This window comes from Enterococcus ureilyticus, from assembly GCF_001730315.1.
GTDB lineage: Bacteria > Bacillota > Bacilli > Lactobacillales > Enterococcaceae > Enterococcus_L > Enterococcus_L ureilyticus.
The window spans coordinates 113,702-135,556 of the sequence record NZ_MIKC01000003.1 but is presented as its reverse complement, the minus strand read 5'-3'; the positions used below and the strand labels follow the sequence as shown (position 1 = coordinate 135,556).

At 33.2% G+C, this 21,855-nt stretch carries 21 protein-coding genes and 1 tRNA gene; 5 read left to right on the top strand and 17 right to left on the bottom strand.

Features of this window, described 5'->3' with window-relative positions; genetic code table 11:
- Positions 1–90: 90 nt before the first annotated feature.
- From BCR24_RS03080 to BCR24_RS03070, 4 genes are all read right to left on the bottom strand, one after another.
- Positions 91–163: transfer RNA gene (locus BCR24_RS03080), tRNA-Lys, on the bottom strand.
- Between the two features lie 111 nt (positions 164–274).
- Complete coding sequence (locus BCR24_RS16635; RefSeq protein ID WP_100630393.1) at positions 275–406, bottom strand: FeoB-associated Cys-rich membrane protein; 132 nt, start codon at positions 404–406, stop codon at positions 275–277.
- A gap of 4 nt (positions 407–410) precedes the next feature.
- Positions 411–2,564, bottom strand: a complete 2,154-nt coding sequence (feoB, locus tag BCR24_RS03075) for a ferrous iron transport protein B (RefSeq protein WP_069639098.1) — start codon at positions 2,562–2,564, stop codon at positions 411–413.
- 3 nt (positions 2,565–2,567) lie between these two features.
- Entirely contained in the window at positions 2,568–3,035 is a 468-nt protein-coding gene (locus BCR24_RS03070; RefSeq protein WP_069639097.1) for a FeoA family protein, read from the bottom strand.
- A gap of 445 nt (positions 3,036–3,480) precedes the next feature.
- On the opposite strand from BCR24_RS03070, the gene nrdH reads away from it, so the two are divergent.
- The 4 genes from nrdH to nrdF all read left to right on the top strand — a co-directional run bounded on the left by nrdH (position 3,481) and on the right by nrdF (position 7,288).
- On the top strand, positions 3,481–3,705 hold the full coding sequence (gene nrdH, locus BCR24_RS03065) for a glutaredoxin-like protein NrdH (protein ID WP_069639096.1): 225 nt from the start codon (positions 3,481–3,483) through the stop codon (positions 3,703–3,705).
- Position 3,706: 1 nt separating this feature from the next.
- Positions 3,707–4,084 (top strand): class Ib ribonucleoside-diphosphate reductase assembly flavoprotein NrdI, encoded by a 378-nt coding sequence (nrdI, locus tag BCR24_RS03060; protein WP_069639095.1) that lies wholly within the window; start codon positions 3,707–3,709, stop codon positions 4,082–4,084.
- On the top strand, positions 4,065–6,224 hold the full coding sequence (nrdE, locus tag BCR24_RS03055; RefSeq protein ID WP_069639113.1) for a class 1b ribonucleoside-diphosphate reductase subunit alpha: 2,160 nt from the start codon (positions 4,065–4,067) through the stop codon (positions 6,222–6,224). Before nrdI ends, nrdE begins: the two co-directional genes overlap by 20 nt.
- 101 nt (positions 6,225–6,325) lie before the next feature.
- On the top strand, positions 6,326–7,288 hold the full coding sequence (gene nrdF, locus BCR24_RS03050) for a class 1b ribonucleoside-diphosphate reductase subunit beta (protein ID WP_069639094.1): 963 nt from the start codon (positions 6,326–6,328) through the stop codon (positions 7,286–7,288).
- A gap of 133 nt (positions 7,289–7,421) precedes the next feature.
- On the opposite strand, the gene BCR24_RS03045 is transcribed toward nrdF, so the two are convergent.
- The gene (locus tag BCR24_RS03045) at positions 7,422–8,540 is read right to left on the bottom strand and encodes an AI-2E family transporter (protein ID WP_069639093.1); all 1,119 of its coding nucleotides are present in this window, start codon (positions 8,538–8,540) and stop codon (positions 7,422–7,424) included.
- Positions 8,541–8,712: 172 nt separating this feature from the next.
- Here BCR24_RS03045 and BCR24_RS03040 point away from each other — a divergent pair, with 172 nt between their 5' ends.
- Entirely contained in the window at positions 8,713–9,537 is an 825-nt protein-coding gene (locus BCR24_RS03040) for a DUF92 domain-containing protein (protein WP_069639092.1), read from the top strand.
- An 82-nt stretch (positions 9,538–9,619) separates the two neighbouring features.
- Here the strand turns inward: BCR24_RS03040 and BCR24_RS03035 are convergent, their stop codons facing one another.
- From BCR24_RS03035 to BCR24_RS02980, 12 genes are all read right to left on the bottom strand, one after another.
- Positions 9,620–10,327: an MgtC/SapB family protein gene (locus BCR24_RS03035; RefSeq protein ID WP_069639091.1), complete on the bottom strand. Its 708-nt coding sequence runs from the start codon at positions 10,325–10,327 to the stop codon at positions 9,620–9,622.
- A 125-nt stretch (positions 10,328–10,452) separates the two neighbouring features.
- On the bottom strand, positions 10,453–11,154 hold the full coding sequence (gene nagB / locus BCR24_RS03030; protein WP_069639090.1) for a glucosamine-6-phosphate deaminase: 702 nt from the start codon (positions 11,152–11,154) through the stop codon (positions 10,453–10,455).
- 128 nt (positions 11,155–11,282) lie between these two features.
- The gene (locus BCR24_RS03025) at positions 11,283–12,404 is read right to left on the bottom strand and encodes an LCP family glycopolymer transferase (protein ID WP_069639089.1); all 1,122 of its coding nucleotides are present in this window, start codon (positions 12,402–12,404) and stop codon (positions 11,283–11,285) included.
- A 193-nt stretch (positions 12,405–12,597) separates the two neighbouring features.
- Positions 12,598–14,127: a lipopolysaccharide biosynthesis protein gene (locus BCR24_RS03020; protein WP_069639088.1), complete on the bottom strand. Its 1,530-nt coding sequence runs from the start codon at positions 14,125–14,127 to the stop codon at positions 12,598–12,600.
- A 14-nt stretch (positions 14,128–14,141) separates the two neighbouring features.
- A complete protein-coding gene (locus BCR24_RS03015; RefSeq protein ID WP_069639087.1) occupies positions 14,142–15,089 on the bottom strand; it encodes a glycosyltransferase in 948 nt (315 codons plus the stop codon).
- Positions 15,090–15,093: 4 nt separating this feature from the next.
- A complete protein-coding gene (locus BCR24_RS03010) occupies positions 15,094–15,768 on the bottom strand; it encodes an acyltransferase (RefSeq protein WP_069639086.1) in 675 nt (224 codons plus the stop codon).
- Between the two features lie 47 nt (positions 15,769–15,815).
- Positions 15,816–16,967 carry a hypothetical protein gene (locus tag BCR24_RS03005; protein ID WP_069639085.1) on the bottom strand — a complete coding sequence of 384 codons (1,152 nt, stop codon included), beginning with the start codon at positions 16,965–16,967 and terminating at the stop codon, positions 15,816–15,818.
- Positions 16,960–18,081 carry a glycosyltransferase family protein gene (locus BCR24_RS03000; protein WP_069639084.1) on the bottom strand — a complete coding sequence of 374 codons (1,122 nt, stop codon included), beginning with the start codon at positions 18,079–18,081 and terminating at the stop codon, positions 16,960–16,962. Before BCR24_RS03000 ends, BCR24_RS03005 begins: the two co-directional genes overlap by 8 nt.
- Positions 18,082–18,094: 13 nt before the next feature.
- Positions 18,095–19,018, bottom strand: a complete 924-nt coding sequence (locus tag BCR24_RS02995; protein WP_069639083.1) for a glycosyltransferase — start codon at positions 19,016–19,018, stop codon at positions 18,095–18,097.
- 72 nt (positions 19,019–19,090) lie between these two features.
- Positions 19,091–20,218, bottom strand: a complete 1,128-nt coding sequence (locus BCR24_RS02990) for a glycosyltransferase (RefSeq protein ID WP_167351661.1) — start codon at positions 20,216–20,218, stop codon at positions 19,091–19,093.
- Between the two features lie 37 nt (positions 20,219–20,255).
- A complete protein-coding gene (locus BCR24_RS02985; RefSeq protein WP_083244291.1) occupies positions 20,256–21,020 on the bottom strand; it encodes a sugar transferase in 765 nt (254 codons plus the stop codon).
- A gap of 66 nt (positions 21,021–21,086) precedes the next feature.
- Positions 21,087–21,851: a tyrosine-protein phosphatase gene (locus BCR24_RS02980; RefSeq protein WP_069639081.1), complete on the bottom strand. Its 765-nt coding sequence runs from the start codon at positions 21,849–21,851 to the stop codon at positions 21,087–21,089.
- Positions 21,852–21,855: the final 4 nt, after the last annotated feature.

The window sequence follows — 21,855 nt, the reverse complement described above, 5'->3', positions numbered from 1 at the left end:
TTTCTGAAACAAAAAAAGAGAACGCATATTCCATCTTCTAAACGTCAGAAGACGCCGACAGAATACCATTCTCGTGGGTTTGGCACCCAATGGGTCGTAAGGGGCTCGAACCCATGACCCGCTGATTAAGAGTCAGCTGCTCTACCAACTGAGCTAACGACCCAAATAATTAGTACTTAAATATTGTAGCACTTGAAAGTCGTTTATTCAAGAGGGAACATCAGACACAATGAAATAAATTTTAACTCTATTTATCTCATTGCGTCCAAACTGTCTACTCTCCTTGCCCTTTTTTCACTGGACAAGTTGTATGACAGTCATCACAGCTTGTCCCTTTCTTGATTCGAGTATAAACAATAGATCCTGCTCCTCCGAAAATCAGTATTGCTAAAACAATCGTGCCCATCTTCTTACCCTCTTTCTAAAGTTGCCAATGTCACAACTGGTTCTTCTTTTACTTTTGGCTTTCTAACTAAATAATACCCCATGAGTATAACTAAAAATCCTGCCATAAAAATACCAACACCAATTTGGCCATTTTCAAAAATAACATGCCCAAATTGATAGATGATAAAACTTACAACATAGGCTAAACCACATTGATAGCCGATCGCTCCCCATGTCCATTTCCAATCACCCATTTCTCTGCGAATTGCACCAATCGCTGCAAAGCATGGTGCACATAATAGGTTAAAAACTAAAAATGAATATGCAGCAACTGGGGTAAAAGCACCTTGTAAAGCAGACCATACCTCAACGCCATCTTCAGAAACTTCACCTAAATGCCCAAATAAAATACCGAATGTGCCGATCACGTTTTCCTTTGCAACTAAGCCTGTGATCGTAGCAACCGCTCCTTGCCAAGTTCCCCAGCCAAGCGGTGCGAATAATGGTGCAATTATTTTACCTAAATTTGCTAAAATACTTTGATCAGCACCCGCTTCTTGTAAGGTAAATGTATAAGTAGATGTAAACCAAATAATGATACTCATCACAAAAATAATCGTCCCCGCTTTTTTCACAAATGATTTACTGCGATCATAGGCATGACGGAGCACGCCACGTAGTTGGGGCATATGATATGCGGGTAATTCCATGATAAACGGTGCTGGATCTCCAGAAAATGACCGTGTCTTTTTCAAAGCAATACCCGATAACACAATCGCTGCGATCCCGATAAAATAAGCCGATGGTGAAACCCAACTACTTTTTGGAAAAAATGCTCCAGCTATCAGTGCGATGATCGGCAATTTTGCTGAACAAGGCATAAAGGTTGTCACCATGATTGTCATCTTGCGATCCTTTTCATTTTCGATTGTACGACTTGCCATGACACCTGGTACACCACAACCGGTCGCAATCAGCATCGGTATAAAGGATTTTCCCGACAGGCCAAATTTCCGAAACAAGCGATCCATCACAAACGCAATTCTTGACATGTAACCACAATCTTCCAAAAAGCCTAAACACAAGAATAAAACAGCTAACTGTGGTAAGAATCCTAAAACTGCTCCAACTCCAGCAATGATTCCATCTAAAATCAAACTTTGCATCCACGGTGCCACTTGCCAATTTGTAAGCCAATTACTAACTGTCGTTGGGACAATATTTCCGAATAATTCATCATTGATCCAATCCGTTCCCATAGTGCCCACAGTTTGAATTGCTAAGTAATAGACAAACCACATGATCAAAGCAAAAATCGGTAGTGCTAGCCAACGATTTGTCACAATTCGGTCAATTTTATCACTGGTACTATATGTTATTTCATTTTTTTCGATCGCACAAAGAGCAGTTAAACGAGTAATAAATTCATAACGCTCATTAATTATGATTGCCTCACTATCATCCCCAAAAATCTTTTCAGTGATTTTAATGATTTCTTTTATTTCATTTTTTTGAAGACTACTTAATTCTAATTCTGACTCAACTCTGGCATCTCTTTCAAATAATTTGATACTGTACCAACGTGCTTGCTTTTCTAGCACACTGTTTCCCAATACATCCACAATTTCATTTAAGGCTGCTTCTAAACGATTATCATAGGTTGGATAATTGAACTCTAGCGGAAAGACTTCTGTTGCTTTAACCGCTTTTTGAATTAATTCATCAAGCCCGCGATTTTTTAAAGCACTGACACCTAGTACATCTACACCCAAACCATAGGAAAGTTTTTCGATATTAATTTTTCTTCCTGTTTTATCTAAAATATCCATCATATTCAATCCGACTACAACAGAAATCCCAGTTTCCATCAATTGAGTTGTCAAATATAGATTACGCTCTAGATTTGTCGCATCCACAATATTAACAATCACATCTGGACTGCCACTAAGTAAGTAATCCCGAGCAACAACTTCTTCCGGTGTGTATGGGGAAAGGGAATAGATACCTGGTAAATCTTGGATCGTTATTTGTTTGCTTTTTTTCAATTTACCTTCTTTTCGTTCAACGGTAACGCCTGGCCAATTTCCTACATATTGATTGGCTCCTGTCAGTGCATTAAATGCAGTTGTCTTCCCACTATTCGGATTTCCTGTCAGAGCAATATGCTGTTCTTTCATTTTTTATCCCTCTTTCTGTACCAAGACTAGTTCTGCTTCATTCTTCCTTAACGTCAATTCATAGCCACGGAGATTGATTTCGATTGGATCGCCTAAAGGAGCCATTTTTCTAACAAGTAGATCAACGCCTTTTGTAAGCCCCATATCCATCAACCGTCTTTTGACAGCTCCTTGTCCATGGATCCCGATGACTCGTGCTTTTTCACCTACAATTAATTGATCTAAAGACAACCAATTTTCTTCATCAATACTTTTTTCTACTATTATAATTTGTTTTAAGACAGATAGGTTGATCGCAATTCGGCTATTGTGTAAAAGGACAATTCCATTCTCACTGGAATAATTGACCAAGACAACCTTGCCTCCTGGCACAAGACCCAGATTATTCAAATGCTTCCGTGCAAAACCTTCTGCTTGGATCTCTTCAATTGTATAAACCTTATTCAACTTTGCCTGTGCCAATGTTAACATTGGATACCCTCCCTATTTTAACTGTTATTTTCTTATTTTATTGTGAAAAAGTTTCATTTTGATTCTCAATGATATTGATAATCGTTCTCATTAAGTATACCTGTTTGTGATACTTAAATCAATCTTCTTTCTACCTATAGTAAGAAAATATTCTCCCATTAAAATTGGTCCCATTATCCTAGTGTCTTGTATATTGATTGACCACTATATCTTGTGTTTTTGAAATTAGAAGTTCCGATTCAAAATTTAATAAATTTTTTTTTTAAACACAAAAATGGTAAGAAAAGGCGCTTAAATCTAGAGAATACGTGCTTTCATATTTCTTTCAAAAACACAAAACATGGTATTCAAACAAAAAACGACCACAATATGTAGTGCCTAAGTGTTGACTTTTTTTCTGAGAGATTTATACTAGTGAAGTAAACTAATTGAGGGGGAAATAAAAATGAACGTAAAAATCTTTTCTAAAAATAATTGTATCCAATGTAAAATGGCAAAACGCTTTTTGAGCGAGAATAATATAGCATTTGAAGAAGTAAATATCGATATCCAACCAGACGCAATCGACTGGTTAAAAGAACACGGATTCCAAAGTGTTCCGGTTATCACTTCTGATGCTGCAACAGTTGTAGGATTCCGTCCTGATCAATTAAAACAATTGGCTAGCTAAAATGAAAATTGTTTATTTCTCAGTCACTGGACAAACTAGACGCTTCATTAAAAAATTGGATTTAGCAGCTTGTGAAATTGAGCCTGCGAATCCTTTTTTTGAGATAAATGAGCCTTTTGTCCTAGTCGTTCCTACTTATGACCAAGAAATCACGGAAGTAGTGAATGATTTTCTTGATTACAAAAATAATCAAGAATACTTGCAAGGCGTTGCTGGAGGCGGAAACCTCAATTTCGCAGATTTGTTTGTATATACAGCCAAAGACATAGCACGTGATTATAACGTTCCAATGCTTTTTGCATTTGAATTTAGCGGTACGAATGAAGACGTGGAATCCTTTAAGAAAGTAGTGAATGAACTTGAGTCTAAAAGAAATTAAAGATGTTAGCTATTTTAAGCTGAATAATGAGATCAATCGTCCTGTTGACGGACAAATTCCTTTACATAAGGATAAAGAAGCATTGGAAGCTTTTTTCAAAGAAAATGTCCTTCCTAACACAAGAACCTTCGACACTATAGAAGCAAAAATCAATTATTTAATCGAGAACGACTATTTGGAAACTGCTTTTGTCCAAAAATATTCTATGGCTTTTATTGAAAAATTATATACGTTTTTAGATGAACAAAACTTTGAATTCAAATCATTTATGGCAGCTTATAAGTTTTATTCACAATATGCACTTAAAAACAATGAAGGTAGTGAATACTTAGAAAGCTATGAAGATCGTGTGGCTTTCAATGCCTTGTATTTTGCTGATGGTAATGAAGAATTGGCTTTAGTTTTAGCTGATGAAATGATCCACCAACGTTATCAACCAGCTACACCTTCATTCTTGAATGCAGGACGTAAACGTCGTGGTGAGCTTGTTTCTTGTTTCTTGATCCAAGTAACAGATGACATGAACAGTATCGGCCGTTCAATCAACTCCGCTTTACAATTATCACGTATTGGTGGCGGTGTGGGTATCACATTAGCAAACTTACGTGAAGCAGGTGCTCCGATCAAAGGATATGAAGGAGCTGCCAGCGGCGTGGTTCCCGTTATGAAATTGTTCGAAGATAGCTTTAGTTATTCTAATCAACTAGGTCAACGTCAAGGTGCTGGAGTTGTTTATCTAAACGTTTTCCATCCAGATATCGAAATGTTCCTTTCAACAAAAAAAGAAAATGCGGATGAAAAGGTTCGTGTGAAAACTTTATCGTTAGGCGTTGTGGTTCCTGATAAATTTTATGAATTAGCACGTAATAATGAAGATATGTATCTATTCAGCCCTTATAGTGTAGAACGTGAATATGGTGTCCCGTTCTCTTATATTGATATTACCAAAGAGTACGATAATCTAGTTGCCAATCCTAAGATTCGTAAACGTAAAATCAAAGCGCGTGATCTAGAAAATGAAATTTCTAAATTACAACAAGAATCTGGCTATCCATATATCATCAATATTGATACAGCTAATAGAAGTAATCCAGCTTATGGCAAAATCATCATGAGTAACTTATGTTCAGAAATTTTACAAGTTCAAACACCTTCTGTTTTAAATGGCAAACAAGAATATGAAACACTTGGTACAGATATCAGTTGTAACTTAGGTTCGACAAACATTGTCAACTTGATGGACAGTCCTGACTTTGGTAAATCTGTTCGTGCCATGACTCGTGCTTTAACTTTTGTAACGGATGCATCTGATATTGATGTGGTGCCTTCTATTCAAAACGGAAATAAATTAAGTCATACCATCGGACTTGGTGCGATGGGTCTGCATACGTTCTTTGCTAAAAACCATATGGAGTATGGTTCTAAAGATTCACTAGATTTCACCAATGTTTACTTTACTTTATTGAACTACTGGACTTTAGTAGAAAGTAATAACATTGCAAAACAATATAATGAAACCTTTTATAATTTTGAAAAATCTGATTATGCTAATGGTTCTTATTTTGATAAATATATTGACGGAGACTTCACTCCACAATCAGATAAAGTCAAAGAAATCTTTAAAGATATTTTTGTCCCAACTTCTGAAGACTGGGCAAAATTACGTGATGCAGTGAAGCAAGACGGCTTATATCATCAAAATCGTTTAGCAGTTGCACCGAATGGTTCTATTTCTTATATCAATGATACGAGTGCTAGTATTCACCCAATCACTCGGATGATCGAAGAGCGTCAAGAAAAGAAAATTGGTAAAATTTATTATCCTGCGCCTTATCTCGCAAATGATACGATTCCTTATTATACATCTGCTTATGACATGGATATGCGTAAAGTCATTAATGTTTATGCAACAGCGCAACAACATGTGGATCAAGGTATGAGTTTAACATTGTTTATGCGTTCTGAAATTCCTGAAGGCTTATATGAATGGAAAGATTCACCAAAACAAACCACTCGTGATTTGAATATTTTACGTCACTATGCTTTCCATAAAGGGGTAAAATCAATCTATTACGTAAGAACATTTACGGATGATGCTGAAGAAATCGGTAGCAACCAATGTGAGAGTTGTGTCATCTAAAAATTAAGACCAGCAAACATATATACAAACAAGGCGTCCTCTGGTCGCCTTGTTCTATGATTTATTGTATTTTAACGTAAAGGTAATGAGGAGGAACATACATGGCAACATATTATGAAGCGATTAACTGGAACGCTATCGAAGATGTGATCGATAAGTCTACTTGGGAAAAACTAACGGAGCAATTTTGGTTAGATACTCGTATTCCTTTGTCTAACGATCTAGATGATTGGAGAACTCTTTCAGATTTAGAAAAAACAACTGTAGGATACGTTTTTGGCGGTTTGACTCTACTAGATACTGTTCAGTCTGAAAGTGGTATGGAACAATTAAGAAACGACGTTCGTACGCCACATGAAGAAGCTGTTTTAAACAATATCCAATTTATGGAATCTGTTCACGCAAAAAGCTATTCATCCATTTTTAGTACATTAAATACTAAAAAAGAAATCGATGAAATCTTCGAATGGACAAATACTAATGTTTATCTACAAACAAAAGCTGAAAAAATCAATGAAATATATAAAAATGGTACGCCACTCGAAAAGAAAGTTGCGAGCGTATTTTTGGAAACCTTTCTTTTCTATTCTGGTTTTTACACTCCTCTTTACTACTTAGGGAATAATAAACTAGCAAACGTTGCCGAAATCATTAAACTAATCATTCGCGATGAGTCTGTTCATGGTACTTATATTGGATACAAATTCCAATTAGGCTTCAATGAATTGAATGAAGCAGAACAAAATGACATGAAAGACTGGATGTATAATCTTCTTTATGAGCTATATGAAAATGAAGAACGTTACACAGAGCAATTATATGATGAGTTAGGCTGGACTGAAGAAGTGAAAACTTTCTTACGTTACAATGCGAATAAAGCCTTGATGAATCTTGGTATGGATCCATTATTTGCTGATACAGCAAATGATGTTAATCCAATCGTTATGAATGGTATCTCTACTGGTACTAGCAACCATGATTTCTTCTCACAAGTCGGTAATGGTTACCTATTAGGAACTGTTGAAGCAATGAAAGATGACGATTACCTGATTGGTATGGACTAATCATCTCTTTTGAACACATAAAAATAAGTCTAGGCTAAAACCATTTGAGTTTTTAGCCTAGACTTATTTTTTAATAATTATTTGCTTGTCGCCTTTTCTCTATCTACTTTATAAAAAGCTGAATCAGCAAGACTTAACTGATTGGTTCGTTGGAGGAACGATCCTTACTCTCCTTCTTAATGTTATAAATTTTACTAATATTAAGAACCAATGTTTTAATAACTGCATATACAGGAATACAAATCAGCATCCCGATGATTCCACCGACACTGCCCGCTGCAATCAAAACTAAGATGATCGTTAAAGGATGAACATTTAGAGATTTCCCCATCAACAATGGTTTGATCAAATTGCCATCCAGTTGCTGAATAACTAAAATCGACACTGCCATATATAAAGCTTGCCAGGGTGAAATAAATAGACCCACTAAAATTGCTGGAACTGCCCCAATAAATGGACCAACATAGGGAATAATATTCGTCAGACCACAAAATACAGCTAACAGTAAGCTATATGGTTGCTTAAATATCGTCATCGCGATAAAACTTAAAATCCCAATAATAAATGCATCTAAAACCGTACTACTAATATATGCTGACAAAGTTTGATTCATCTCTTTTACGGTTTGCTGTAACTCACTACGAATACTCTTTGGAAAAAAATGAGACAATGCGTCTAAAAATTTATGCCCATCTTTAAACATAAAAAACAAGATAAACGGTACAGTAAAAAGCAAAATGAAAAATCGCATCAAAATACTCACAATTTTTGAAAGACTACTTGTTACACCCACAATTGCAAAATTCAAAATATTGCTAATTGTAATATTCGCTTTATCTAACTGTTCTTGAATATTAAATCCTTTAAATGCTTCAAGCTCTCCTAAATCATTCAACCATTGATTCATTTCCTCAGCATAGGTAGGAAGCGACTGGCTTAATTCAACTGACTGATTAACTAATTGAGGAACGACATTCATGACAACTAGTGTAATCAAAACGATTAAGACCGCAAATGAAAGCAAAAAGCCAATAATTCTTGGAAGACCACGTTTTTCTAAAAATAAAACAAGTGGATCGAACATATAATATAAAAAACCTGCAATCAATAATGGCATAAAAACAGCTGATATCATTCCTAAAATCGGGCTAAAAACGTTAGGCATCTTCAATAAAAAGAAAACCCCAATAATCGTAAGTACAATTTCTACTGTCCAAAATAATAATTTTGATTGTTTGAATAACGATCCCATACAAAACCTCCCATAACGAATACTTTTATTCTATCATTCTTTACTAGCATAAAGGGGTTATTGTCTCAATTTTCGTGTTATCTTATAAAAGATTTTATAACTACCTCTCATTCCATGCTATACTTATTTTGTTTATCCGTTTAGACAGAACCAATTATTTAAGAGGTGTATGATGACTATTTTACTTTATAAATTATTAATAGGCATGATTGTAGGCAGTTTTATTGGCATATTTTCTTATATTACACATTTACTTACCAAATCTGGCACATTGGCTATGATTTTTGTTGCTATAATTGTTTGTGGGTTTGGTTCATGGCCCGTTTGGGAGTTGTTAATTCTATTTTTTGCCAGTTCTGGCTTTATCCATTTGATAAAGAAAGGGATGAAAAGAGGCTCAGACTCGAGTGTAACTGAAAAAGGACATACTAGAGATGCCTGCCAAGTGCTTGCCAATAGTCTCCCTGCTATTATTTCTTTAATTCTGTTCTACTATACAGACATTGAATTGTTCCTAATTGGGTATGTTAGCGGTATCGCAGGTGCAACTTCAGATACCTGGGCATCTGAAATAGGTATTTTAAGTAAAGAAGCCCCCTATTCTATTCTTTCATTTAAACCGATTACGCCCGGTCTTTCTGGCGGTATTTCACTATTAGGGACTATTTCTTCACTGTTAGGTAGTCTTTTGATTGCTACTGCCTTCTGGCTAAACTCTGGAAGCTATGAGGATTTTCAGCTTTCACCCCTTCTATTGTTCAGCCTTCCACTCTTTTGCGGCTTTCTTGATTCTTTGATCGATAGCCTACTAGGTATCATCTTTCAAGTAAAATATCGCTGCCCCATCTGCGGATCTATTACTGAACAACAACAGCATCATCATCAATCTACCTTAAAAATCAGCGGAATTTCATGGGTAACAAATGATTGGGTCAACTTTTTTAGTGGAAGTTTGACTGTTTTATTCAGTTGGTTGCTTACTTTTTTTATGGAATAAGAACGCCTTATCAAAAAATAAAGTAAGCTTGAATGATGACACGTTCAAACTCACTTTATTTTCCTTATAATAATAAGATAACTTATATACTAACTAGCCGCAGTTTCGTGATATTTTTGTAAATCGATAAGTCCTCTATCACTTCAGCATAGGTCATGCCTTTAGGTAGATCAATCGTATAAATATTCGTGTAAATCTGCACGTCTTCAACTAAGACTACATTGAAATTGACATCCTCGATTTCAATTTTGTGTTCTTCAAAATACTGGTTGATAAATTCTTTTGTTTCTTGTTTGTGTATATAACGAATTTCTAGTTTCTTTGTTGTCGGGACATGGATTACTTTTCTAACAACTGTTAAAGCAATAAAAACACCAATAAAACTAGTTATCGCAATAGCATAGTAACCCATACCAATCGCAATTCCTAAACCTGCGACAGCCCATAAGGATGCGGCTGTGGTCAAGCCGGTAACGGACTGTTTCGTCACTATGATCGTTCCTGCACCTAAAAAACCGATTCCACTAACAACTTGTGCAATTAGTCTTGCTTGGTCGGAGCGGATCACACCAGTTAACTCTGGATGATTAATCGCATCTTGCAAAGCACTAGCAGCGATTTCAACTTGAATTAATGCAATGATCGTTGCTCCCATGCAAACTAAAATATGTGTCCGCATACCAGCTGGGCGATTTTTGTATTGGCGTTCAAATCCAATGACTCCACCAATCAGCATTGCCAAACATAGTCTTATAATGATTTCCGGAACTGTTAAAATTATATCCACCATACTCAATCCTCCTATTGATCTTCTATCCTATTATAGCACTAATTTGAATTGAGAGAATGATGCTTAGTTTCATCAAAAAAAGCTGTGATCAAAGGAATTAATCCTGTGATCACAGCTTCATATTTTTATAATTTACTAGCAGCCTCTTCATCAATGATGACAACAACATCTGAATGATTTTGTAACGCACTTGCTGGTAAGTCAACAGAAACAGGTCCATCGATCATTCCTTTGATCGCATCAGCCTTTGCTGATCCATATGCCATTAAAATCATTTTTTTGCCTTTCATGATTGAGCCGATTCCCATTGAAACAGCTCTAGTTGGTACATCTTCAACTTTTTCAAAATTACGTTTGTTCGCATTAATTGTAGACTCAGTTAATTCAACTACATGAGTCAAACTATCTAGTGGTGTCCCTGGCTCGTTAAACCCAATATGCCCATTTTGTCCAATACCTAGAATTTGAATGTCGATTGGATTATCGTCGATAATCCCTTCATAGTGCTTACATTCAGCTGCTAAATCTTCTGCTTTTCCGTTTGGTACGTAGGTGTTTTTAAATGGTTTTTTGTTAAATAGTTGATCATTCATGAAGTAACGATAGCTTTGATCGTCTTCTCCGCCTAAGCCAACATATTCATCTAAATTCACAGAAGTCATCTCAGAAAAATCCAAATCGCTTGCAGTCATTTCTTTATATAATGTTTCTGGCGTGCTGCCTGTCGCAAGTCCTAATACTTTTGCACCATTACTCATGCCTTCTTTGATCAGTTCAAATGTTTTTTTTCCGCCTTCTTCAGCGTTCGCTACTTTGATAATTTCCATTGCAAGTTACTCCCTCGTATTCTTATTTGGTATAGTCCAATTATAACACCCTATAAAAAAGAATTCTAGTCTAAAGTGAGTGAAAATAAAAAAACTTCTATTCTCTTTCGAAAATAGAAGTTATATAATTAATAACCATTATCTGGATAAACAGCTTCCTCTTGATTTGTATAAGTAGAATCCACTACACCAGTATTCGGATCAACATACGTATTTGGATCATAACTATAATTAGTAGTATCCGTTGAAGTGCCACCATATGCAGCAGTATTCCCACCAGCGTAATTATTGTAATTGCTAGTATCTCTAGCTTGCATCTCTTCATTTTTTGCCATACCCAATTGCGCACGTAGCTCAGTTTGAGTTTCATATAATTTAGTTGGATCTAATAATTGATAATAAATACTATCAATTTCTGTACCTTCTCCATCTAATTGCAATGAATCGATATTTTTAAAAGCAGGCATATATTTCTTTTGAATATCTACCATATTGTCCCAAGTTAAATCAGTTTTCACATTATCTTTTACCGCATCCAAAATTTTTCTATACTTTGTTAAACCGTCTAAACTGATAATTTTGTTGACAATTTTTTCAACAACTTCTCTTTGACGACGTTGACGCCCTATATCTCCATCAGGATCTTCTTTACGCATACGCGCATATGCCAACCCAGTCTCACCATCTAGCGTGATTTTACCTGCTGGGACAACAATACCATCCAAGGTGAACTCACCTAATGTATTATCAACTTCAATTCCTCCTACAGCATCAATCAAATCTTTTAGTCCCTTCATATTGATCGATACATAATTATCGATTGGAATATCCAGTAACTCTGATACTGTATCAATCGCCATTTTAGCTCCACCAAATGCGTAGGCATGATTTAGTTTATCTTCTGTCCCATTACCAACAATCTCAGTCAATATATCTCGATCTAAACTGATCATCGTCGATTTCTTTTCTTTAGGATTAATAGTAACTACCATCGTAGTATCTGAGCGGCCTTGCTCTGTACGGCCTAAATCTCCAGTATCGATTCCCATTAATAAAACAGAGAAAGGTTCTTGTGCATCGATATTTACGGCCGCTTCTCTTCTTTTAGAAGTCCGGTCAATCGATTCATAAACCCCTTTTACAGTATAGGTTGCATCAGAATACATTTTAATCCCGTATGCACAAAATCCCGCAACTGATATAAGAACCAATCCTAAAACGGTCAATATTACTTTTTTCCATAATTTCATAAGACACTTCCTCATTTTTTGCAAGAATAATTCATGATGTCTATTTTCTCACAATTTTAAGCACCTAGCAACATTTTTGAAGAATTGGCATGATATCTTAATGTATTTGTAAAATAACGACTAATGATCCGATTATTGTTTTTTCTTTGGATTCCACTAATCAGTGGACTTACATTGTTTTAAAAAAGTGGAACTATCGCTTCAGCAATTTTTTTACTATTAACATAATTGATAAAAACTCATCATCATTTTTAAATACTATTAGATAAATCAACAGCGCGATAACTAAACCTACGCTTAATCTGATTAATAACCCCACAATTCCCAAAATCTCAATTTGATTATTTACACTATAGGTTAGTAGTAATGTAAACAATAATATCAAAAGATATCTACTTGTGATTCTTAGATAAGTTCCAAACGGTTTGTTTATTCCATATTTGAAGACTACATATGGTTCGTACCAAGAAACAGTCATCAAAGAAGAAAGGATTGTCCCTAACATCACCCCAACAATTCCTAAATCAAAAACTATAAGAAAAAGCAAAGAAAAAGTTAGATTTGCAATGGATTCAACTATTGCTTTCCATCTTTGTATCCAAGCTAAGCCATATGCATCAATAAATACAAGTGGAGTTTGCCTAAAAAGTTTTACAATGAAATTTACAACTATAGCAAGCATTGTTGCTTTTGATAAGAGGTATGAACTACCTAACCATAAATGTATAAATGGATCTAAGGCAATCATTAAACTAGTCGATGAAAAGTATAATAAAGAAAAGCTCACAAAATAATGTTTTTTATACACCGCGAAACCATGTTCCTCGTCCCCGGCAACAGCCACATTACCAATACTTGCAGTTATTGAGTTGGTAATTTGAACACATAATTGTTGTACGCTTGAGACTATCAAAAAATAATTTGAGTATATTCCTACTGATGCCAAACTTACAAATATTGAGATCAATAAACTGTCAGTTCCATTAACAATAATTTGTCCTATTTTTGATGATAGATTACCAATGGTATTTTTTTTTAAAGTGGCTACAGTTTCTTTTGGCAGCTTCATTATCGGAACATCTTTCAAATAATGAAACTCTTTATTCACTCTAATAGAAATCGTAATATTACTTAGTAAAGTCCCAATAATTTGAACAATCAAAAAAAATGCATAACCTTTTCCTAAAAAAAGAACGAAAGCTTGAACAATAATCACCAATAATTGAAATATGAAATCATTGATTGCTGATATGTAACTTCTTTGATCTGCATTCAATAAAGAACGATTATATGTAAAAAAATAGCTTATAACAGAATTTAATAAAAACAATATATAATAGTAGTATAATCCATTTATTTCTGAAGCACTTTCTATAAAAATATGTAAGAATGGAACTAACATTAACCCTAGAATACCAACAATTATACCTATGGTTGTATAGATCTTTTTATATAGGGACATCAGTGCCTTAATTTGATGATCATCTTTCTCATTTAAAGGTTTGTAAAGAGAATATATAATCGATGTACCTATGCCGAGCTCTGTCAAAGAAAGCATATTCAAAATACTCGTAAATAGGCCATTTAACCCCAAAAGTTCTTTACCCAAAAAATAAATAAAAAGACTTCTGGAAATAAATTGAGCAAGCATTTTCAGAACATAAATTCCCCCTGATATTGAGGAATTCAGTACGGAATAGTGAATTCTAGATTTATGAGACATTTTTACTCCCCATTCTAAACTTTTCTAACTATTTTTTTTATTCTTGATTTCAACTCATAAATAACATCAAAACCAATATTATAGTTTTTACATAAAGTTCTTATATGTACTTTATCCAGTATAGAAAAATTTCGAATCTCTCTTACTGTAAACATTTGTTGCTTCGAATAATAATTGATTAACCACTTGTCAGCTACATTCATTTTAACAAATAAATCTAATTCTTTTAATACAGTTAGATAAGATGAAACTTTATATTCATCCTTATCATCTCGCATTGTTATAGATTGAGGATTTATTCTATGATAGACAAAAACATCTGATAAAAAACCTACAGTATTCATATAGTAATACGCAATAGGGGTAAATAACGCATCTTCAAAATATATATCTGGATAAAAACAAAGTGAATTCCTTTTTATTATTTCAGTTCTATATAAATATAACCATACAGCAGAAAATCTTTCATTTTTCATTTTAAAAATATATTCCTGTTTAGAATAGACAGCTTCACTTTTAAGCTGTTTAGGTCTAAATACATACTTACTTTGATAGCTATGCTCATTTTCAATAAAAGCTTCAGCACAGAACATAAGTAAATCAATATTCTCTTTTTCCATAAAATCAACACATTTTTTTATAGCTTTAGCATTTAAAATATCATCGGAGTCAAAAAAGTAAGTGTACTTTCCATCTACTCTTTTAATCGCTGTATTTCTCGCTTCGGAAAGGCCTGCATTTTCTTGCTCTATATAAATCAAATTAGTTAATTTAGTAGACTTAATAAATCGTTTGATGATGTTACCACTACTATCTGTACTACCATCATTTACAATAATCAACTGTATGTTGGCATAAGTTTGTTTTTCAACACTTTTTAGAGAATCCTCTAAGTATCTTCCAACATTATAAACTGGCATAATGATTGAAACTAACGGACATTGTCCCAAACTATCTTTCACTTTTCTACTCTCTCCAAACTATATTTGTCTTAATGACCTTTGCAGGATGTCCTGCAATAACTGACCTACTTGGTGTACCTTGCTTCATAAGAGATGACGTCACCAGACTTCGGGCTGCCACGACATTTCCTGATCCTAAACTTACATTCTTTAAAATATAACTATGTGCTGCTATCCAACAATCGTTGGATATATGAATCTCACCTACATTTTGATTACTGTCAATTGTATGACCATCGTTATCAATTAAAGTAACATTCCAACCCAATAAAACTTGTTCACCAATTATTACCTTTTTAAAAACACTTATATAACAATTTTTATTTGCATTAAAATTAGCCCCAATTTCCAAGACCCCTTCTTCAACACGAATGGAAGAACCTGCAGCAAATGTACTTTTACCCTTTATTTTTAATGTTCCGCTATTTCTAACTATAAAGAAGGACTCTTTATTTCTAGCAACACCAAGTGAACCGCCAAAGCCAAAAGAAAAATTGAATAATTTAGCATCTTTTAATAAAATCATAGTTCCCCTATTCACATACATCCTAGTTTTAAAGTGAAATAACAATGGTAAACGTAGCGCTTGTTTAAAAGGAAGTAGTCTAAAATTCCAAAAAATTGATTTAGGGATAGAGAGTAGTTTACTGAAAACTATTTCTATTTTTTCTTTCTCCACTTTACTCACCTCTAATATTTTTATATTTTGGAGTAACATAGTTCAGCTTAGTTGAACTGTTCATTTTTGGGATTATATTGTTTTTGAAATATAAAAACGCCAGCAAAGAAGATAAAATTAAGCTCCAAGTTTATAATTATAGGCGATATTAATGAGTATACTAGAAAAACAAATACTATGATTAACAAAGTTGTCTCTTCTCTTAAGTAAAGTAATTTCAACAACTTTAATACAAATCCCACAAATAAACCAGTCATGACTAAACCAAATTTAATAACTAAATTCAAATAAAAATTATCTAGAATCAATACGCTCTGACCTGTCAGACTACCTTCTAAAGTTGAAATAAATTTCAATGGTTGACCAAATAAACTCGGACCATAGTTATTCCAAAAGTAATTAGATAGATACAGTCTATTAGATAAGATTGAATTTAGCTTCGCTTCCAAAATATTATAAGGATTAAATTTTGCTGCTAAATAGACAGAACAAAGTAAAGCTAAAAATAGAAAGATGTAATTTGTTACATACATTATTGTCTTTAAATCTAAAATTTTGCGAAACGACTTTCTAATGACAAATAAAAATAGAAATAAAAACAAACAATACATATTTGTCCTTCCATCAGTCGTTCTATCGATTATTTCTGCTAAAATCACTACAATGATTATATGGTAGTATTTAATCTTATTTTCATAGAGATAAAATAGTTCCATAACAATCATTAAATAAAATGTCGATAGAAAAGCTGGGTGACCAAAACCATAACTCCTTCTCACAATACCCAACCTTGTAGAAATTCTTTCATCAATAAGTCCTAAGTTAAATAACATAAGTATTAGACTCACACCAGTGATTTGGGAAAAGCAGATTGTTTTCACTATTTTCTTATAGTCTATATTTTTCAATGCTAAAACAAACAAGTAAAACACTACTATAGCCAAATCTTTTGTTATAAAACTAGAAACTACGATCATGATTCCAATAAAGGTTATAGCAGCATATTGTTTAATTTTATATTGACAAAAAAATATTATGAAAAATACTAGTAAAAAAACAATACCAAAAGTCAATGTATGATTTAGTTTTGAATACATATGGTATTGATTGATTGTTGAATAGTTGACAATAATTTGTTTTAAAGAAAAAAATAACAATAATAAAATAGGGATTATATTTTTTAATTTGTCTTTATTCATAACTGTGTTTTCCTTCATTTTCCTTTAAATAATCAATTACCGGTTTTACGGATGCCTGAAAACTAAAGTTTTCTTCCCCAAATTTTTTTATAGAGTATGCATTTTTATTATCGTGTATTTTTTCAAAAAAAAGTATAATATCCTTGAAATTTATCGGCGAATCATCTGCTGAAACTCTCATGTAATAGGGAAAATTATATTTTGGATTATCCAATTCAGTCTCAACACCGGAAATTATAGGCAAGCCTCTGCCTAAATATTCTTTGCCTTTTAGTGAACTATTATAATACACTTTGCTTCTATGTCTTCCTAACGAATCAACACCAATATCAGCTGATGAGAACAACTCATCTAATTCTTTCCCTGTTTTTTTATCTGTCAAAATAATTCTATCAGTTAAATCATTATCAAAAATCATCTTTTTATAAAGTTGAATGATCTTCTTATTACCTCCACCAACTATAAATATTTTAAAATCAGGATCATCATCCTTTTTATTTAAATAATATTCTGAAAGTCCTATTATTAATCTATCGTAACCATGCCAATTTTCTATATTAGCCACTGCTATTAGCGTTATCTCCATTTTACTGCTATAATTTACTTTCTTTGATAAGTTAGTACTTTTAAAATCAAATGCATTAAATGTTTGAATTGTTTTAATACCAAAGATTTCTTCGTCATCAGAAAAAGTCACTATTCGAGAAACATATCGTTTTAACATTTTTCTTGACAATTTATCTTTTAATACCGTAGGAAACATTAAAATTTTATGTTTAAATTCACTATCATATGGATAAGTTGGTATTTCTAAAATAATTTGAGTTCCACTTTTTTTTACTGTTGACAACTTTCGTATAAAATCAAAATCAAAATAGTAAGGTTTTCTGATATACACAAAATCGTAATTATTTAGTTTTTTTGGAAAAAAACGATCAAATTGCTTACTAAAAATAGGCATAGCAGTTTGTAATTTTTTTAACTTCCCACTCCTATTATCCATGATTAAACAAATGTCCGCTCCAGTTTCCTTAAAGGCTTCTACTTGATTCAGAACTTTTTGATTTATCCCAGGATTATGCGAAACATTTGGCGATAAATATACACCTCTCATTTACTTCACTTCCTTAATATACCCCAAAGAAAACTTCTAAAATTGAAATAGTATCAAAAACAAAATTACCACTTCTAAAGTCTTTGTTCTTTAATAGATTAATTTTACTGCCTAAATTTGTTTTATAATTTATCACTTGTTCTATAATTTTTTTATTTTCGTTACTTATATAGTCTTCATAATGTTTATACAGACAAAGAAAATAACTTTGTTTCAGATTCTTCTTTTCTTGATATAAATAATGAGACAGAACTTCTCTCCTCATTCTTTTGATAAGTCCTTGTCTATGACCTGTAACATTATCACTATGTTGCCTGTACTTTATATAACTAGATTTATCACGAATTACTTCACCTTCAACAGATAAACATAAAATATATAGCCACACATCATGTTCAAATTTCTTTTTAAATGAAGTAAAATCCACATATTTAGCAAATTCAAATAATGATTTGTTAAATACATATGTACACCCAGCAACTCGGTGTCGAATCATCTCACTTCCTAAAGAAATTCTCATATTGTCAAACTTCTTTAGCCCGATACTCTTCAAATCACTTGAAACAAATTCCATATTTGAGAAGTATAGTTTTGGATGAGCATTACTGCCTAATAGATCTAATGCCTTAGAAAGCTTAACAGGTTCCCAATAATCATCTTGATCAGAGAAAGCAAAATAATCAAACTTCTCAGCTTCACCATATTTTAGCATCAATTCCCAAAAACTTTTTCCGTAGTTAATATTTTCTCCAACATAGAATTCTAATTTTTTATTTTCTTTGAATTCTTTCAAGATATCGACCGTTGTGTCAGATGAACCATCATCTCGAACATACAAAAATACTTTTACATGTTTTTGGGCAAGTATTGATTCAATTTGTTCTCTTAAATATTTTTCCCCATTATAAGTAGACATAAATACTGCTACTTTAACCATAATAAGTCCTCCATTAATTTCTATTCATCTTGCATATCCATGCATACCATATTAACATTTAGAAAAAATAAATTACCTATCATTTTCCTCAAAAAGATGCCTATAGTAATTCATCAATTTGGGCGTAGCGTTATTAATATTATATCCCTTTTTTTCAGCATCATTTATGTAACTTTCTCTATTATCTACTTTTACTAATTTTAAACACTCTAACCATGCTTTTTTTCCAGCACTTAAATTAATTTGCCAATAATTATTCGATATTTTTGCATCTACAGGAACTTTTTCAGAAGCTATCACTGGCAATCCAGCAACTTGAGCCTCCACTGCAACCATCCCTAATCCTTCATAATTTGAAGGAAACAAAAAAATATCCATAATTTGATAGTATACATTGACATTTTTAGTATTTGAAACAAACGTTACCTCATCCGCTATCCCTAATTCAGAAATTTTTTTTTCTAATACTTCCTTTAAAGGTCCCTCACCAACTAAAAGAAGCCTTGCTTCTTTTCTTTGCTTTAATAATTCGTTGAACAATTCGATAATAAATAATTGGTTTTTTTGCCAAACAAAACGACCGATATTTCCGACGACAAACTCATTTTCAGAATATCCAAATTGTTCTCTGAATTTATTTCTGGTTTCAACATCATAAGCGAAATGTTGAAGGTCAATCGCATTATTTATTATTTCCAATTGATTATTCGCAATTTTTTTTCCAAATAGCCATTGTCCAGCGTACAAAGTGGGTGCTGCATAATGTGTAGGATACACAGTGGAGAATAACCTTAATGTATATTTCAAAATATTTTTCTTTATTTCACCTGGAGCCGCGGTACTATGATTATGCGCAATTCGTATAGGAATACCACATTTTTTAGCAATTCTTAATGGAAACACACTTAATGAATTTATGTGTGAATGAACAATCGTATATTTTTCTTTTCTAAATAACTTTTCTAAATCTTTACTATAGTTTAGTATTGATTGATAGGGTGAGATTTCAATAATACGACCACCAAATTGTTGAATTTCTTTTCTTGGAACAATCGTTGAATCATTATCTATAATAAAATCGAATTGAATTTTAGAATGATCAAGATGACGATAATAATTCATTACAACAGCTTCAATTCCCCCCCCAATCATCTTTCCCATAATCATAGCAACTCTAATTACTTTTTTTTCATTATTCATCAGTGTTGAACTCCTATTTTTTCTTAACATAAATTGTTCAATATGCACCATTACTATTTGAATTAATTGATAGCATAGTTTTGGCTGTTGCAAAAATAATTTTAATATCACTCATTAAAGAAGGATTCGCGATGTACTCTAAATCAAGTTCCACCATGTCGTCAAAATGAATGTCATTTCTGCCGCATATTTGCCACAATCCTGTACAACCAGGTTTAACAGTCAGTCTTAGCATGTCATGTTGACTGTACTCTTTAACTTCTCTTTCTAGTGGAGGTCTTGGTCCTACTAATGTCATGTCACCTTTCAAAACATTCCAAAGCTGAGGTAACTCATCTATGCTTGTTTGACGTAACTTTTTCCCGATCTTGGTCACCCTAGGGTCTTTTTTTATTTTAAACATTGCACCTTCAATTTCGTTATATTCCAATAGCTCATCTAATTTCTTCTCTGCATCAGTACACATAGAACGAAATTTATACATAATAAACGGCTTTCCATTTTTACCGACTCGTTGTTGCGCAAATAACACGTGACCTTTTGAATCTTCTTTTTTTATTAAAAAAGCTACTATGAGAAATAAAGGACTAAAGCATATAAGTCCTATTAAACTTCCTAAAATATCTAATCCTCTTTTTGATATACGAAAAGATAAAGATCGTTGTGCAAAATCTCTTTCTAAATGCGAATTGTTAGATTCATTACTTCTTTTTATATATGCTTGTTTTTTCTCTTTGTCTTTACCAACATTTACAAACTTCCCCTCCAAATTAAGCACCCCTTTTAGCCCTGATTTGATCATACCAACAACTATGTATTAAAAACATACCAACAACAATATATAAAATCATTTAATTATTTGTTATCTCTAAAATAAACCAAATTTTTTCTTTTTAATCTCTCTAAAAATAGGTCTTTGGATACCATCCCCATTCAAGACATCTTTAGCCATTTGCTGCATAACCGCCACATGTTCCACGCCCATATCTTTCTCAATAGCATCATAAGCTTTTTTCATAAAAAAACCGCGTTTTTTTATGTTGTGGGCATCAGAAGCCATCATATAAATCATATTGTGTGAAACCATTTGTTTGGCTATACGCTCAATCTGTTTTCCAAAAACACCAACGTAACTTGGAGCTGTTAATTGAGTGAGCATCCCCATCTCTAAGAACGGCAATAATCGATTAGGATCTTCAATAAATTTACTGTTTCTTTCTGGATGAACGATCACCGGAATGTGCCCCGCTTTTAGTAGCTCAAAAAATAATCGTTCCGTATAAGCAGGGATATCGTTACTCGGAAACTCAATTAGAATATATCGATTTTCAAGATCTGTAAATAAAATATCATTTGTCTGAATTTGTTCCAGTAGATCTCCACTGATCCGTACTTCTTGTCCTTCATATAAAGTAAGTGGGATACTCCGCTGATCTAATTCTTTTTGTAAAGTTGCCACGTGGGTAATGACCTGCTCAGCTGGGTTATCGTATTTACCATTATTATGATGCGGCGTACAAAGGATATGTGTGATTCCCTGTTTAACAGCCATCCGTGCCATATCAAGGGAATCGTCGATTGTTTTGGCGCCATCATCAATACCTGGCAATATATGGCAATGTAAATCGATCATCGGC